We start from the raw sequence: 16,639 nt of genomic DNA on the forward strand, positions 1-16,639 counted from the left end.
TATGGGGCTTGTATTAAATCAGTCTTTAAAAAATACTATTGTTACTTATATTGGTTTTGCAATTGGAGGTATTAATACTATTTATTTTTATCCTTATTTTTTAGGAAGTACTTATTACGCTTTAACAACCTATATTCTATCGGCGGCGGCTATTATTATGCCCTTACTTGCTTTTGGGGTACAGAATACCTTAGTAAAATTCTTTTCGCAGTGTAGAAATGAAAAAGAAGAATCCGAGTTTTTATCGTTTGCTGTATTGTTTCCATTGGTGCTTTCCATTCCTTTACTGTTGATTTTTTTATGTTTTTACGGAGATATTTCGGATTATTTATCTAAGGTAAATCCTATTGTTAAGGATTTTTTATGGTTCATACCATTTATTGGAATTTGTATGGCTTATTTTGAAATATTTTATGCTTGGGCAAGAGTTCATATGCATTCGGTATTTGGAAATTTTATCAAAGAAGTAGGTCTGCGTTTGTTTTCTTTAATTGCTTTGGTTGGTGTATATTATAAATATATTAGTCCACTTCAATTTATTTATGTCACAGCAGTTACCTACTTTTTAGCTTGTTTAGTAACTATGTTTTATGCTTTTTATTTAAAAAAACCTCGTTTTCAGCTAGTTATTCCTCATAATGTAAGAGAAATTTCAGTATACACTTTTTATATTATTTTATCAGGAGGAGTAGCTACTTTATTATTAGATATAGACAAGATAATGTTGAATCAATACATTAAAATTGAGAACATTGCTTATTATTCGGTTGCCACTTATATTGCTTTAGTGATCTCGGTCCCTAGTAAGGCCATGTATCAAATTACCTATCCCATTACAGCTAAATTGATGCACGAGGAAAAACATGATGAAATGAATGAGTTGTATAAAAAGACTTCCATTAATTTACAAGTTGTAGGTGGTTATGTGATGCTGTGTATTTTTGTTAATATTAACAAGCTATATGAGATGATCCCTGAGGAATACAGTGGTGGAGTAGTCGTTGTTTTTTTGACAGGTTTGTCTAAATACTTTGAATTGATTTTAGGAAATAATACTGCTATTATTTTTAATACTAAATACTATAGAGCAGTATTGTTTTTAGGAGTTGTGGTTGTGTTGTTAACTGTAGGTTTGAATATGATTTTTATTCCTCTTTATGGTATTCTGGGGTCAGCAATTGCCATATTATTATCGGTTAGCTTATATAGTTTAGCCAAATTGATTTTTGTCCAAAGGAGGTTGCATCTTTATCCTTTTACAAAGCAAACAATCTATTCTATGGGACTCACATTATTCTTATTTTTAGTTTTTTTCTTTTGGGATCTTCCTATGAATGGTATTCTGGCAATTGGAATTAAATCGATTATAGTGAGTATCGCTTATGTATATTTAAATTATAAACTTGAAATATCAATCCAAATTAACGAGGTTATTGATGGAATATTAAAAAGATTTAAACTTGTAAGATAATTATTTTGTTTTAGTAAATGTTAATCACTAAAAGTGGGTATTGAAAATTTTGTTTTCTGGTATTAAATTTGTGGTAGTTTTTGTTTTGAAAACTGAGTAAAAAACCCAAATTAATTCTTTCAAGATTATGGAAAACGATCCCCTTATTTTAAAAGAAAACTCTAAGAAGTTGTCTGCTGTTTTAGCCCAAAAAGTAAAGAAAGGTTTTGTGGTAGAAGAGGTAAATGAAAAATTACCTTTTGTGGTTTTGTCTAAAAAGAAAACAAAAATAAATCACCGTTTGAATTTTTGGATTTCCTGCGCTACTTTCGGTTTGTGGTCCATTCCATGGATGTATCAATGTATAGACGCTAAAAAGGAAAAGAAAATTATAATAGCTATCGATGAAGATGGAAATCCGTTTGAAGAAAAATGTTATAATTAGATAGGTTAAAAACAAAAAGAGGCTGTCCGAGAAGGCAGCCTCTTTTTGTTTTATAACTTTTCTTTTAGATACTTAGCTGTTATTGATTTTTTGCTTTTTATAATTTCTTCGGGAGTTCCTACGGCTAACAATTGTCCGCCGTTTTCACCACCTTCTGGTCCTAAATCTATAATCCAGTCGGCACATTTTATCAGGTCCAGATTGTGTTCAATAACAAGTAAAGAATGTCCTTTTTCTATCAAAGCATCAAAAGAGGCTAATAATTTTTTAATATCATGAAAATGCAAACCTGTTGTGGGTTCGTCAAAAACAAATAAAGCTTTTTCTTTGGTAGCTCCTTTTACAAGGAAAGAAGCTAGTTTTATACGTTGCGCTTCACCACCAGAAAGAGTTGATGAAGATTGTCCTAATTGTACGTAACCTAAACCAACATCCTGCAAAGGTTTTAATTTTTGAGTAATCTTAGTTTGTTTGTTGGTTTCAAAAAAATGTACAGCATCATCGATAGTCATCGTTAGAATATCATTGATGTTTTTGCTTTCAAAAGCTACTTCCAATACTTCTTTTTTAAAGCGCTTTCCATTACAGGTTTCACAAGGCAATTGCACATCGGCCATAAAAACCATTTCTACATTGATGGTTCCTTCGCCACTACAAGTTTCGCAACGTCCACCATCCACATTAAAAGAAAAATGTTTGGGTAGATAGCCTCTTATTTTAGATAGTTTTTCTTTAGCAAATAAATCTCTAATGTCATCGTATGCTTTAATGTAAGTCACCGGATTAGAACGCGAACTTCTTCCTATTGGGTTTTGATCTACGTATTCAATATGTTTTATTTGCGAAAAAGAACCTGATAATTCGCTAAACTGACCTGCTTTTTCTCCTGCATTATCCAGTTTTTTTTGCATAGCTGGAAACAAGATTTTCTTAATTAGCGTACTTTTTCCACTTCCCGAAACTCCAGTAATTACTGTAAGCACATCTAGTGGAAAAGTAACATCAATATTTTGAAGGTTGTTCTCTCGAGCTCCTTTTATTTCGATAAAGTTTTTAAATGGACGACGCTTTTTAGGAACCTCAATTTCCAAATCACCATTCAAATATTTTGCAGTTAAAGATGTCGATTTAAGTATTTCGTCAAAATTACCTTGAGCGACTAATGCTCCACCAAAAGTTCCTGCTTCTGGACCAATATCGATAATCATATCGGCAGCCTTCATGATATCTTCATCGTGTTCTACTACAATAACTGTATTTCCTAAATCACGAAGTGACAACAATACTTTTATCAAACGTTCACTGTCTTTTGGGTGTAGACCAATGCTTGGTTCGTCTAAAATATACATCGAACCCACCAAACTGCTTCCCAAGGAAGTGGCTAGGTTGATGCGTTGCGATTCACCACCAGAAAGTGTAGCCGAATTTCGATTCAAAGTCAAATAATCCAAACCAACTTCCGTTAAAAAAGACAATCGGTTATTGATTTCGACCAATAATCTTTTGGCTATTTGTTTTTCATATGTGTCAAGTTCAATGCTTTTAAAGAAATCAACCAGATGTCTAATTGGCAAATCGACTAAATCCGAAACGGTTTTTCCGTTTATTTTTATGTAGGAAGCTTCAGGACGCAAACGCTTTCCTTTGCAACTTTGGCATTTGGTTTTTCCTCTGTAACGCGATAACATCACGCGATTTTGGATTTTATAATTTTTATCTTCTAGTTCTTTAAAAAAATCATTCAGTCCTTGAAAATAAGAGTTTCCAGTCCAGATTAACTCTTTTTGGGCTTCGGTTAGCTCAAAATAAGGCTTGTGAATTGGGAAATCAAATTTGTAAGCACTATTCACTAATTGGTCACGATACCAACTCATACTTTCTCCGCGCCAAGGAAAAATGGCATTTTCATAAATTGATAAACTTGTATTTGGAATAACCAATTCAGCGTCAATACCAATAATATTGCCATAACCTTCACAAACTGGACAAGCGCCGTATGGATTGTTGAAGCTGAATAAATGAAGATTGGGTTCTAAGAATGTAATACCGTCCAATTCGAAATTATTCGAATAATCAAATCGTTTTTCGGTATTCAATTCTTGTAAGTAACAAATTCCTTTGCCTTCATAAAAAGCAGTCTGTACCGCATCGGCAAGTCGGTTGTAAAATTCCTCTTCGTCTTTAACTACAATTCGGTCTACAATTAAAGTAACGTCTTTGTTGTCTAGTGAATGTTGGTCAATTTCATCTAAGCGAAGAGTTTCGTTATTGACTAATATTCTAGAAAATCCCTGTTGAAGTAATACTTTTAATTTGTCTTCTAATTTTCTTCCTTCTTCTAAATGAATAGGTGCAAGCAATAACCACTTGCTATTGATTTCCAGATTTTTTACATCATTGATAACATCTGAAACGGTGTTTTTTTTGACTTCACGTCCCGAAATAGGAGAATAGGTTCTTCCAATACGAGCATACAATAATTTCATGTAATCGTAAATCTCAGTCGAAGTTCCTACCGTAGAACGTGCATTAGTAGTGTTTACTTTTTGCTCAATAGCTATGGCAGGAGCAATTCCTTTGATGTATTCTACTTTTGGTTTGTCTAATCGTCCTAAAAATTGTCTGGCATAAGAAGATAAACTTTCTACATAACGGCGTTGCCCTTCGGCATACAAAGTGTCAAAAGCTAAGCTAGATTTTCCAGAGCCCGAAAGTCCTGTAATAACTACTAATTTATTGCGAGGAATTACAACATCTAGATTTTTTAAATTGTGTACCTGAGCCCCTTTTATTATTATATTTTTCTTAGGATCTATTTTCGAAAAGTCAAGTTGCATAAAAAATATTGGATTTTTACAAAAGTAATCATTTTCTAGCTGAGAATTGAGCTAGGCTAAATCATAAATATACAGGATTTCTTGTTTTTAATTTGAGAATAAATAATGTGGAGGCTTGAGGCTAAATGCTTTAATTTTAATAAATATTTGTATTTGTGTAATTTTTGTGGTTTTTATTTGTTGTGCAAGACAATAATTTGTTAAATTTGGAAAATCATTCATCTTTAAAAATAAAAGCGCCTATAGTATAAAACTACTTTTTAGAAAAAAATACCCCATTTAACCCATACTAAAAAGTATTACTATGATAGCTAATATTCAAATCACTGACGCTTTGTTGGTAAAGGATTATGTAGCAGGTAACGAAGAGGCCTTAGCTACTTTAATCAAAAGACATGAATCTAAAATTTACGGTTTTATATATTCAAAAGTATCCGATAGAGACGTTGCTAACGATATTTTTCAAGACACTTTTATAAAAGTAATCAAAACCTTAAAATCCAATTCTTATAACGAAGAAGGAAAATTTCTTCCTTGGGTAATGCGTATTTCGCATAATCTAGTGATTGATTATTTTAGAAAAAACAAAAAAATGCCGTTGTATCGTGAAACAGAAGAATTCTCTGTTTTTTCAATCATGACAGATGATTCTTTAACGATAGAAAATCAGTTGATAGCCAATCAAGTAGAATTAGATATCCAAAAATTAATTGAAGAACTTCCAGAGGATCAAAAAGAAGTACTGGTGATGCGCATGTATAAAGACATGAGTTTCAAAGAAATCTCCGAAATCACTGGAGTGAGTATCAATACTTCATTAGGAAGAATGCGTTATGCATTAATGAATTTGAGAAAAGTAATTGACAAACATCAAATTATTTTGACCAATTAAACAATATTTAAATACTTGCCGCGTTGTATTTTAACTAATCCATTAAAAGAACAGCATGGCAAAAATTTACTCTAAAAAAAATCTAGTTGATACACAGATGAAACCCAAAAAAGAAGTTATTTCTTTTCTATTAAATTATTCCAAAGCACTCCATATGATTAAGGTGGCGGATAATAGTTTTGAAATTATAGCAAACTAATAAAGTTAGTAATAGTTGTTTTGGTAAATCTCACTAATCTCTTTTGAGTTAGTGAGATTTATTTTTTATAGCCATCTAGGTTTGTTTTTCTTCCAATAGTTCGGGTAATAATATCTTTCTCTAAATCTAATCCACGAGCAGGCGAGTATTCTCTGCCGTACCAAATAATTTGCAAATGCAAATCGTTCCATAATTCCTCAGGAAACAAACGTTTGGCATCTTTTTCCGTTTGCACCACATTTTTCCCATTAGTCAAATTCCAACGGTACATCAAGCGATGAATGTGCGTGTCCACAGGAAATGCGGGAACTCCAAAAGCTTGTGACATCACCACGCTGGCAGTTTTATGGCCCACAGCAGGTAATTCTTCTAAGGCTTCAAAACTCTGAGGGACTTCTCCGTTGTGTTTTTCGATTAGTATTTGCGACAAACCATGAATTCCTTTCGATTTCATTGGCGATAAACCACACGGACGAATAATTTCTTTTATTTCTTCCACCGACATTTTAACCATATCATACGGATTATCCGCTTTGGCAAAAAGCAAAGGCGTAATTTGGTTCACACGCACATCCGTACATTGTGCCGAAAGTAAAACAGCAATCAATAAAGTATACGGATCTTTATGATCTAATGGAATAGGAATAGTAGGATAGAGCTTTTTTAACGTATTTATAACAAATGTTACCCGTTCTTGTTTGGTCATTATTGTAAATTTATATCTTGTAAAAATAATATAAAAAATACCAATTAAGAAAAACAAGTCTTAGTGAACTTTGCGAAAGCCTTGCAAACTTTGCGTTTAAACAAAAATAATTATGACAACATTAAAAAAAGGCGATAAAGCACCCGATTTTTTCGGTGTAGACCAAGACGGAAAAGCCCATCAATTAGCAGATTATAAAGGTAAGAAACTGGTAGTTTTCTTTTATCCAAAAGCGAGTACGCCAGGTTGCACAGCCGAAGCCTGCGATTTAAGAGATAATTTCGAGCGTTTTCAGGCTAATAATTATGCGCTTTTAGGAGTAAGTGCCGATTCGGCAAAAGCACAAGCCAAATTCAAAGATAAATATGACTTTCCTTTTCCATTATTGGCAGATGAAGAGAAAGAAGTTATTCAAGCATTTGGCGTTTGGGGACCTAAAAAGTTCATGGGACGTGAATACGACGGCATTCATAGAACGACTTTTATAATTGACGAAAACGGAATCATTGATGAGGTCATTGAAAATGTCAAAACCAAAGAGCATGCCGCTCAGATTTTAAAATAAACTAAAAACGCCAAGAAAAAATATTTTTTCTTGGCGTTATTAATTTTTAATGGGTATTCGAAACGATTTGCGCATCAGCGGCGTGTTGAATTAAGAAAAAATACGTTCTGTTTTGTCATTCCGAAGAATGAGGACACGAGCGATAGCGAACTGGCAAAGCAATCTCATCAAGTAGCTCTACAAAGTGTTTCTATTTGCTCATTGTTGTGGGCACGGAAAACATTTCTGCGCTAACTTTGTGCTGATATTTCTAAACAGTCAGGGGTTTATATAAGGAAGTATTTGATTGAAATAAATATTACTGTTTGATTTTATTTTCTAGAAAAGTTATTATTTGTTCAAGCTTTTCACTTCCTACTTCTTTTTCAGACAATATAAAACGGATTCCAATATTAGTATCAAGAAATATCGTTTCATTTATTTTTTTTAAACTGGAAAAAGCATTCCATTTTAATGTAGAATCTTGTTTGTAATTTTTGTAACGAAAATAATCTTCTTGAAATTCCCATATTTCATTATCAACTGCTTGTAAACATTCCTCAGCTTCAGTATTTATTATGTCAAAATAGTTTTTTTTATTTTTTATGTAATAATCATTAGCCCTGTAGCAAAATATAAGGGAAAGAATGCCCATACCAATAAAAATGACTCCAATATTATTTTGACCAATTAGTATTAAAATTCCAAGTATAATAAGTATAATTCCTAAAATTAGATTTTCTCTTCTTTTTTTTAAATTTTTACTCCAAGCTAAATCAAAATTTAATTTATTTTGTTCTTCATGAATATTTTTGTCAAAGGGAATTTCAAATTTCATTTACTTTATTTTTAAAAAAGCGTTTTCTATATTTTTATTCCAAATATATATAACTTTTTAATATTCTGAGTTTTTTCTGATATTTAAATAAACTAGAAACGCCACAAATAAAAAATACTTGTGGCGTTTTGTATAAAATGGATAGTTTTTTATTCTACTAATTCCTTTTCGGGATCATAACCAAAAAGGCGTTTTTCTTTAATAATTTCTGAAACTCCAGTAGGAAGCATTGGCTCCCATCCTGGGGCTCCTTGGTTGATCATTTTTAGGACTTCTCTAGAGAAAACTTTTAGGTTTTCAGGGTTGTAGTCTTCTACATCAATTACTTTTCCGTTGAATTTGAAGAACTTGTACAATTCTTTCATTCTAGGATGTACTTTTAGGTTTTCAGAAGTGGTAATTTCTCCGTTTTCGTCTAACATTGGGTATAATAATACTTTCATGTCTCTAAAGAATAATTTACCAAAAGCTTCTAAGATTCCACCACTTAAATGGCGGTAGTATTTCTCGTCAAATATATCGACTAAGTTGTTGACACCCATGGCAAGTCCCATTCGGGCTTTGGTATAATTAGCAAAATATTCTACTACTTTATAGTATTCTTGGAAATTAGAAATCATTACCGTTTGTCCCAAAGAGCAAAGCAATTCGGCACGATCCATAAAATCTCTTTCGTCAATTTCACCATCTGAACGCAGGTTAGACAAGGTGATTTCGAAAATAACCAAGGTGTTTTCCTTGTCCACTTTGTTTTCTTCAATAAACATACGCATCGATTTCTCGTACATGTCCATGTTTACCTTAGTAACCGGGCGGAAACTTCCTCTTAGTGCCAGAATGTTTTTTTTGTATAAAATAGATGCTGGAAGAATGTTTTTTCCTTTTGGGTTAAACATTACGGCATCGGTCATTCCGTTTTTAACCAATTGCAAACTGATTAAACGGTTGTCTACATCAGCAAATCGTGGTCCAGAAAAGTTAATGGTGTCAATCTCTAGTTGGTCTTTGTCTAGGTGATCGTATAAATAGCGCAACAGTTTTTTAGGGTCGTTGTATTTGTAATAAGCGCCGTAAATTAAGTTTACGCCTAGAATTCCAAGTGTTTCCTGTTGTAGTTTGGCGTCGGTTTCTTTAAAACGAATGTGAAGAATAATTTCGTTATAATCTTCGTTAGGATCAATCTGGTAACTGATTCCTACCCAACCGTGCCCTTTAAATTGTTTGGCAAAGTCGATTGTGGCTACCGTATTGGCGTAGCTAAAGAACATTTTATTGGGATGCTTCTCTCTATTCAGTCGTTTTTCAATTAGACTTACTTCGTGCGAGAGCATTTTCTTCAGTCGGTTTTCCGTTACATAGCGACCGTCTTTTTCAACTCCATAAACGGCATCACTAAAATCTTTATCATATGCTGACATTGCTTTTGCTATGGTTCCTGATGAACCTCCAGCCCTGAAAAAATGTCTTACGGTTTCCTGTCCTGCGCCAATTTCGGCAAATGTTCCATAAATATTTTCATTTAAATTGATACGTAGTGCCTTATCTTTTATTGAAGGGATTTGAGCGATTGCTCTGTCTCCTTTTAGTTTTATTTCGGTACTCATTTTTTTAGTTTAAATTTATGTTTTTGCCTGATGTTACAAAGTTAATTAAATAGCTAGCCTAATAAAAGAGAAATAATCCTATTTTTGTGAAAAAAATAAGATTTGAAGGTATATTTTTTAGGTACAGGTACTTCTCAAGGCATTCCAGTGATAGGGAGTGATCATCCTGTGTGTAAAAGCACAGACAGTAAAGACAAAAGACTTCGGGTTTCGATATGGATTCAATGGGATGATTATTCCTATGTAGTAGATTGTGGCCCTGATTTTAGGCAGCAAATGTTAACTTCCAATTGTCAAAAAGTAGACGGAATTATTTTTACACATGAACATGCCGATCATACCGCTGGTTTAGATGATATTCGTCCTTTTAACTTCAGACAGGGAGAAATGCCTATTTATGCACACCAACGTGTCATTGATAATATGCGCGCTCGTTTTGATTATGTTTTTGAAACAGTCAATAAATATCCAGGAGCACCATCAGTCAAAACCATTGAAGTGGTTAATAATGAACCCTTCTCAATAGGCAACAAAATAGCAATTCCTGTCAATGTATTACATGGTGATCTTCAGGTTTTTGGATATCGAATAGATGATTTTGCTTATCTAACAGATGTGAAAACTATCGAAGATGTGGAAATTGAAAAATTGAAAAATTTAAAAGTACTGGTAGTGAATGCTTTGCGAGAAGAACACCATTTTTCGCATTTTAATTTACAGGAAGCATTGGATTTTATAGCATTAGTAAAACCAGAAAAGGCTTATTTGACTCATATTAGTCACGTAATGGGGTTTCATGAAGAGGTACAAAAGAAATTACCGGAGAATGTTTTCCTAGCTTATGACAATTTAGAAATCACCCTATAATATTTTTTACAATGAAAAGATCATTTCTGCTCTATGCTTTTATTCTATTGGTATTGATAAATGTTTTTACATATTCCTTTTTAAGTAATGAAGTAAAGTTTGAGCAAAACAGATTCGAAAAAACAACTAAAAAATTGCGCGATAGTTTGGATTCAGTTACCGCAAAGCTGAATGAGGCTAATTATTTTTCTTTAGAAAAGAATGAAAATGCGCAAAACTATTTTGATTCGGCTGTAGCCAATAAAACAATCGCTTACGAGAAATTAATTTCTATTGTAACCGAAAAATTAATGGACTATAATGCCAATCCAAAAGGAAATCCTTATGTAGGGCAGGATCAAATAGGGGCGAACAAGTTTGTTATTAATAAAGTTAAAATTTTAAACCACAGATGGATTATTGCTGATTACAGTGATGGTAAAATGTGGGGAGAAGTATTGTTGAAATACTTTGTTAACGAAGACGAAAGTATTTCATTTGAAGTAATTCAGTCTTTGCTTTACGCCAAATAATTTATAGTTTTCCGAATTTTTGATAAAAGAATTTTTAAACCATTGTAGGACTTATATAACTTATATGTTAAAATAAATTAGCATTGTTTCATTCCTAAAGGTGGTGATATGTGAAAAGAAAAAATCCCATCTTAGAACAAGATGGGATTTTTTAATATGTTGGAATTAAATTATTTTCTAGCAATAACTCTTTCAACAGCTTCAACAATTGCTTGATTGTTTAGCTTGTATTTTTCCATTAATTGTTCAGGAGTCCCAGACTCACCAAAACTATCTCTAACCGCTACAAATTCTTGAGGAGTAGGATTGTTTAAAGCTAATACACCAGCAATGCTTTCTCCAAGACCACCAAGATAATTGTGCTCTTCAGCAGTTACAATACATTTAGTTTTAGCTACAGATTTTAAAATAGCTTCTGCATCTAATGGTTTGATTGTGTGAATGTTGATTACTTCAGCAGAAATTCCTTTTTCTTCTAATTTTTCAGCAGCAATTAAAGCTTCCCAAACTAAGTGACCAGTAGCAACAATTGTTACATCAGTTCCTTCGTTTAGCATAATTGCTTTACCAATGATGAAAGGCTCATCAGCAGGAGTAAAGTTAGGCACTACCGGACGTCCAAAACGCAAGTAAGCCGGACCGTGGTGGTCAGCAAGAGCAATAGTAGCTGCTTTTGTTTGGTTGTGGTCACAAGTATTAATAACAGTCATTCCTGGTAACATTTTCATCAAACCAATATCTTCAAGGATTTGGTGTGTAGCTCCGTCTTCTCCTAAAGTTAATCCAGCGTGAGAAGCACAGATTTTTACGTTTTTATCAGAGTAAGCAACAGATTGACGAATTTGATCGTAAACTCTTCCTGTAGAGAAGTTAGCAAAAGTTCCTGTGAAAGGAATTTTTCCACCAATAGTTAAACCTGCAGCAATTCCAATCATATTTGCCTCAGCAATTCCGATTTGGAAAAAACGCTCTGGGTGATTTTTTTTGAAATCATCAAATTTTAATGATCCAATTAAATCCGCACAAAGTGCTACTACGTTTTCATTTTTTTGACCTAATTCAGTCATTCCCACTCCAAAACCTGAGCGAGTATCTTTACTTCCTGTATTTATATATTTTTTCATTACTTAATTTAAAGATTGAATGATTTAAAAATTTAAAGATTATGATGATTCATAATTTAGAATTTTAAATTCATAATTATTTAGTAGTCACCTAAAGTTGCTGGATTTTGAGCTAATGCATTTTCTAATTGTGCATCATTTGGTGCTTTACCATGCCAAGCATGACTGTACATCATATAATCAACACCATTACCCATTTCAGTATGCAACAATACACAAACTGGTTTCCCTTTTCCAGTTCTTGATTTTGCATCATTCATTCCAGCAATAATTGCTTCGATGTTGTTTCCTTCTTTGATTTCTAAAACATCCCAATCAAAAGCTTCAAATTTAGCACGAAGACTTCCCATTGCTAATACTTCATCTGTAGTACCATCAATTTGTTTTCCGTTTAAATCCACAGTTGCAATTAAGTTATCTACTTTTTTTGCAGATGCATACATAATTGCTTCCCAGTTTTGACCTTCTTGCAATTCACCATCACCGTGAAGAGTATAAACAATATGATTGTCGTTGTTTAATTTTTTAGCTTGAGCCGCCCCAATTGCAACAGACATTCCTTGACCTAGAGAACCTGATGCAATACGTACTCCTGGTAAATTATCATGAGTAGTTGGGTGACCTTGTAATCTTGAATTTAACAAACGGAAAGTAGCTAATTCAGAAACTGGAAAATAACCGCTTCTTGCTAAAACGCTATAGAATACCGGTGAGATATGTCCGTTTGAAAGGAAGAATAAATCTTCTCCAATTCCGTCCATGTCCCAGCCTTCTTTGCGGTCCATTATATTTTGATACAAGGCTACCAAAAATTCGGTACAACCTAGAGAACCTCCTGGGTGACCTGAATTAACAGCGTGTACCATTCGAAGGATGTCTCTTCTTACTTGGATAATTAAATCTTTTAATTGTTGAGTGTTAGGTTTCATTTTGAGTGTAAAAGTTAAACTGATTGCAAATGTAAATTTTATTTTCCCTTATGACAAATGATTTTTAGAATTGTTTGATAACTAATTGAATTGGAAAAAAATGTATTCTTTTAGTTTTTTGATTTTATTTTAATAATATTGGACGACTTTATAAATGTAAATTTCACACTAATTATTTAAAGCAAAAACTTCTGCAGTCTTTATAAATAGTGATTTGATAGAATTTGGTAGCCATTTAGCTTCTTTTACTTTATTTCAGATTTTTCTTTTTAGTTAAAGTCTTTTTGAGATCTTTAGAAGGAGTAATTTTTTTTCAGAAACAAATAATCGCAACATTTTTTGTGTTAAATGTTATAATTTTAATATAAAATGCTGTTGGATCAATATAATGACTCTTATAAAATAAAAAAGTCTTGCGGTTAGCAAGACTTTTATGGTTTGGGTATAGAAGAAATAGTGATTAGATTTCTTCTTCTTTATTAGTGTTAGTCACTTCAGGTGAGGCTTGGTCTTCACCTTTTAAATAAGTAGGCAAATTTAGTCCAGCCATGTTGAATAAGTCATTCAAAGGAGGAACGGTTTTCATCATTCCAGAAACAAAATTAGCGGTTGAGCCATTTCCATCAGCATTGTTCCCAGAATCCCAAACAGTGATTTTGTCAATTTTGATGTTTTTAACGGCTTCTACTTGTGTTTTTACCAATTCTGGTAATTTTTCAATTAATAACAATTGGAAAGCTTGAGTTGGATCGCCACCAGCTGCTGCAACAACTTGTTTGTATCCTTCCGCTTGTTTGGTTAAAATTTCATAAAGTCCATTTGCTTCGGCTTCCATTTTAGCAAAAATAGCGTCGGCTTCTCCTTTTGCATTTTCTCTAATTCTTTCCGCATCGGCTTGAGCTTCAATAATAGCGCGTTGTTTTGCAATTTCTGCAGGGACAACTACGTTTGCAATTTGAGTAGAACGCTCTCTTTCTGAACGAGCCAACTCGGCTTTTTGTTCCGCTACATAAGATTCTTCTAAGGCTTTAGCACTTTGCACTTTTTCGGCAGACATCGCTATGCGTAATGATTCTGCTTCTTTTTCTCTACGTAAGGCTTCCGAATTAGCAATTGCAATTTTAGCCTCATTTTCTCCTTTTATGGCTATCGCATTGGCTTCAGAAGTTTTTACTCTGGTGTCTCTTTGTGCTTCCGCTTTACCAATAGCTTCGTCTTTAGCTGCAGAGGCAATACTAATTTCACGGTCTTTTTGGGTAATGGCAATTTTAACGTCACGGTCTCTGTGCGTTTCAGCTATTTGAGTATCTTTTTCTCTGTCGGCCAAAGCTTTTCCAGTTTCACCAATTTTTTCTTGTTCGGCAACAGAAATTTTAGCTTCGTTGATGGCTTTTGCAGCAGCTTCTTTTCCTAAAGCTTCAATATAACCAGATTCATCTTTAATGTCGGTTACGTTTACGTTGATTAATTTTAAACCAATTTTACGCAATTCGCTATCCACATTTTTAGAAATGTTATCTAAAAATTTATCTCTGTCCGAGTTGATTTCTTCGATGGTCATGGTAGCAATAACCAAACGTAACTGTCCAAAAAGGATATCTTTAGCTAATTCTTGAATTTGTTCGTGAGACAAACCTAAAAGTCTTTCGGCAGCCGTATTCATACTGTCTGTTTCAGTAGAAATAGCAATAGTAAATCGGCATGGAACATCCACACGAATGTTTTGTCTACTTAAGGCATTGGTTAAATTAGCTTCAATAGACAAAGGTTTTAAATCTAAATAAGCATAATCTTGGATTACTGGCCAGATGAATGCACCTCCTCCGTGGACGCATTTTGCAGAAGTCCCTCCGGTGCGTCCATAAATTACTAATATTTTGTCCGAAGGACATCTTTTATATCTGGATACTAAGGCCGAGATACTTACAAAAAATACAATTGCAGCTACTGCAATAATTAAAACTGGTGTCATTGATTGGATTTAAATAGGTTGTACGATAATAATATTATTGTTTTCAATTTTTACGACTTTCACAGTACTTCCGGAATTTACTTTTTCAGGATGTTCGGTCATGGCTTCTAGTTCATGAAAAGCGCCGTTAATGCTAATCATGATTTTTCCTTTTCCTGTTTTATTTTCCGGAATACTTAGATAAACCTCTGCTGATTTGTTAAGGGTATTTTGAATTTTAAAAGAATTGTTTTCTTCCAGTTTTTGAACCTGTTTGATGATGATGAAAAATAAAAACACAAACAAACAGCCCACTAAGGCAGCAACAGCAATAAGCGCAATAGTATTGCTTATGGTGTTGAAGAATGAAATTCCGGTCCAGCTAAAACCTAATAAAAAGTTGATGAGATTTCGTAGCGAAAATAATTGAAAGGTGGTGTCGCCCCCGTCAAAGTCACCATCAAAATCAGCTTGAAGACCATCAGAGGAATCGACACCTAAAAAGGTCATTATAGCTTGAATAGCAAAAATGAGTGTTGTGGGAATAGCAATGTACCAAAAGGTTTTTAGTAAGGGGTCTAAGGTTTCTAATAATTCCATAAGGTATAACTTTTGATAGTTTTGTAAGTTATACAAACATAATGAAATTACTTACTAAAGCAATGCGACTTGTGTAAAAAAAATTAGCGTATTTTTAGATTGTCTTTATTTGGTGATGGATTGCAATAGAGATTCCAGAATCTGTTGTCCTTCTTCCCAAAGTCCTAATTGTGATGCCAGATTCAAATGCCCTTTTAAACCCACATTATAAAAATCACTTCCCCATTTTTGTGCTAAAAATTCGGCTCTTTTTGCCGAAATATAAGGATCGTTAGCACTCGTAATCACAACAGAAGGATATTTTAATTGGTTTAAAGGAATAGGAGCAAAGTTCCAGATTTCTTCCGGGGTATGTTCAGCCGATTCCACATCGGCGGGAGCAACTAATAAAGCACCGGCAATTTTGCTGGTATCATTTTGTTGAGACCAATGGGCTACTAAGGAAACAGCCAGACTATGTGCCACAATGACCACAGGCGTTTCAATAGCTTTTATAGTTGTATCTAAATTGTGTAACCAATCCTTTAATTGCGGTTGGTTCCAATTATTCTGAACTACTTTTTTTGTGTTTGGAAAATGCTGTAACCAATTGTCCTGCCAATGTCCGGTTGTGGAATCGCCTAAACCGGGAACTATTAATAAGGTATGTTTCATAGTTTTTGTAATTTTATAAGGATGATACAAAACTATAAAATTCGCTTTACTATATCAAATTAGTATAATAAAAATAAATGAATACACTGTAACAAGTTTTATAAAAACAGAATTCCGCAAAACTGAGGAGTCAATGCGGAATTCTGTACTATAAAAAATCAGTTTAAAATTGTTTACCAGGAGGAGGAGGAAAATCATTTATCTTTATTGAATTATTTCTTGAATCTAAATGATTAAATTTTTTTTCTTTCCCTTTTTCGTAATAAATTATTTTACAAAACTTCACCCTCCCTTCTTGTGATTGTTTATATGTTTTAATAATCGAATCTATTGTCGTACTCTTTTCATATCCGTTGATGTAATATTGTTTTGTTATAATATAATAATCATTATCGATTTTCTTTACTTGTAGATTTCCTGAAGCAAAAATTGTATCTGTGTCTGATTGAAATTCGAATTTTTGTCCCTTGACGAGTGTTGAAAAAAC

15 protein-coding genes are annotated in these 16,639 nt (G+C 33.2%); 6 read left to right on the forward strand and 9 right to left on the reverse strand.

Features of this window, described 5'->3' with window-relative positions:
- Window position 1: 1 nt before the first annotated feature.
- A complete protein-coding gene (locus AC4FRF_RS08740) occupies window positions 2-1,471 on the forward strand; it encodes a lipopolysaccharide biosynthesis protein (protein ID WP_491159110.1) in 1,470 nt (489 codons plus the stop codon).
- Between the two features lie 127 nt (window positions 1,472-1,598).
- Window positions 1,599-1,895, forward strand: coding sequence for a hypothetical protein (locus AC4FRF_RS08745; protein ID WP_491159111.1), 297 nt, complete (start codon window positions 1,599-1,601; stop codon window positions 1,893-1,895).
- A gap of 50 nt (window positions 1,896-1,945) precedes the next feature.
- Here the strand turns inward: AC4FRF_RS08745 and uvrA are convergent, their stop codons facing one another.
- Entirely contained in the window at window positions 1,946-4,732 is a 2,787-nt protein-coding gene (gene uvrA / locus AC4FRF_RS08750) for an excinuclease ABC subunit UvrA (RefSeq protein ID WP_491159112.1), read from the reverse strand.
- A 304-nt stretch (window positions 4,733-5,036) separates the two neighbouring features.
- On the opposite strand from uvrA, the gene AC4FRF_RS08755 reads away from it, so the two are divergent.
- A complete protein-coding gene (locus tag AC4FRF_RS08755) occupies window positions 5,037-5,624 on the forward strand; it encodes an RNA polymerase sigma factor (RefSeq protein WP_491159113.1) in 588 nt (195 codons plus the stop codon).
- 257 nt (window positions 5,625-5,881) lie between these two features.
- On the opposite strand, the gene AC4FRF_RS08760 is transcribed toward AC4FRF_RS08755, so the two are convergent.
- Window positions 5,882-6,529 carry an endonuclease III domain-containing protein gene (locus AC4FRF_RS08760; protein WP_491159114.1) on the reverse strand — a complete coding sequence of 216 codons (648 nt, stop codon included), beginning with the start codon at window positions 6,527-6,529 and terminating at the stop codon, window positions 5,882-5,884.
- Between the two features lie 112 nt (window positions 6,530-6,641).
- Here AC4FRF_RS08760 and bcp point away from each other — a divergent pair, with 112 nt between their 5' ends.
- Window positions 6,642-7,094 (forward strand): thioredoxin-dependent thiol peroxidase, encoded by a 453-nt coding sequence (bcp, locus tag AC4FRF_RS08765; protein WP_491159115.1) that lies wholly within the window; start codon window positions 6,642-6,644, stop codon window positions 7,092-7,094.
- Window positions 7,095-7,392: 298 nt separating this feature from the next.
- Here the strand turns inward: bcp and AC4FRF_RS08770 are convergent, their stop codons facing one another.
- Window positions 7,393-7,911: a hypothetical protein gene (locus AC4FRF_RS08770; RefSeq protein ID WP_491159116.1), complete on the reverse strand. Its 519-nt coding sequence runs from the start codon at window positions 7,909-7,911 to the stop codon at window positions 7,393-7,395.
- A 149-nt stretch (window positions 7,912-8,060) separates the two neighbouring features.
- Window positions 8,061-9,515 (reverse strand): TonB-dependent receptor, encoded by a 1,455-nt coding sequence (locus AC4FRF_RS08775; protein ID WP_491159117.1) that lies wholly within the window; start codon window positions 9,513-9,515, stop codon window positions 8,061-8,063.
- A gap of 102 nt (window positions 9,516-9,617) precedes the next feature.
- Here AC4FRF_RS08775 and AC4FRF_RS08780 point away from each other — a divergent pair, with 102 nt between their 5' ends.
- A complete protein-coding gene (locus AC4FRF_RS08780) occupies window positions 9,618-10,382 on the forward strand; it encodes an MBL fold metallo-hydrolase (protein ID WP_491159118.1) in 765 nt (254 codons plus the stop codon).
- Between the two features lie 11 nt (window positions 10,383-10,393).
- A complete protein-coding gene (locus AC4FRF_RS08785) occupies window positions 10,394-10,894 on the forward strand; it encodes a hypothetical protein (protein WP_491159119.1) in 501 nt (166 codons plus the stop codon).
- A 170-nt stretch (window positions 10,895-11,064) separates the two neighbouring features.
- Here AC4FRF_RS08785 and AC4FRF_RS08790 read toward each other — a convergent pair whose 3' ends face one another.
- The 5 genes from AC4FRF_RS08790 to AC4FRF_RS08810 all read right to left on the reverse strand — a co-directional run bounded on the left by AC4FRF_RS08790 (window position 11,065) and on the right by AC4FRF_RS08810 (window position 16,152).
- Entirely contained in the window at window positions 11,065-12,018 is a 954-nt protein-coding gene (locus AC4FRF_RS08790; RefSeq protein ID WP_491159120.1) for a transketolase family protein, read from the reverse strand.
- Between the two features lie 80 nt (window positions 12,019-12,098).
- Window positions 12,099-12,947 (reverse strand): transketolase, encoded by an 849-nt coding sequence (locus tag AC4FRF_RS08795; protein WP_491159121.1) that lies wholly within the window; start codon window positions 12,945-12,947, stop codon window positions 12,099-12,101.
- 460 nt (window positions 12,948-13,407) lie between these two features.
- On the reverse strand, window positions 13,408-14,919 hold the full coding sequence (locus tag AC4FRF_RS08800; RefSeq protein ID WP_491159122.1) for a flotillin family protein: 1,512 nt from the start codon (window positions 14,917-14,919) through the stop codon (window positions 13,408-13,410).
- A 9-nt stretch (window positions 14,920-14,928) separates the two neighbouring features.
- Entirely contained in the window at window positions 14,929-15,498 is a 570-nt protein-coding gene (locus tag AC4FRF_RS08805) for a serine protease (protein WP_491159123.1), read from the reverse strand.
- 105 nt (window positions 15,499-15,603) lie between these two features.
- On the reverse strand, window positions 15,604-16,152 hold the full coding sequence (locus AC4FRF_RS08810) for an RBBP9/YdeN family alpha/beta hydrolase (protein WP_491159124.1): 549 nt from the start codon (window positions 16,150-16,152) through the stop codon (window positions 15,604-15,606).
- Window positions 16,153-16,639 lie beyond the last annotated feature (487 nt).

It is taken from the genome of Flavobacterium sp. ST-158 (genome assembly GCF_058309975.1).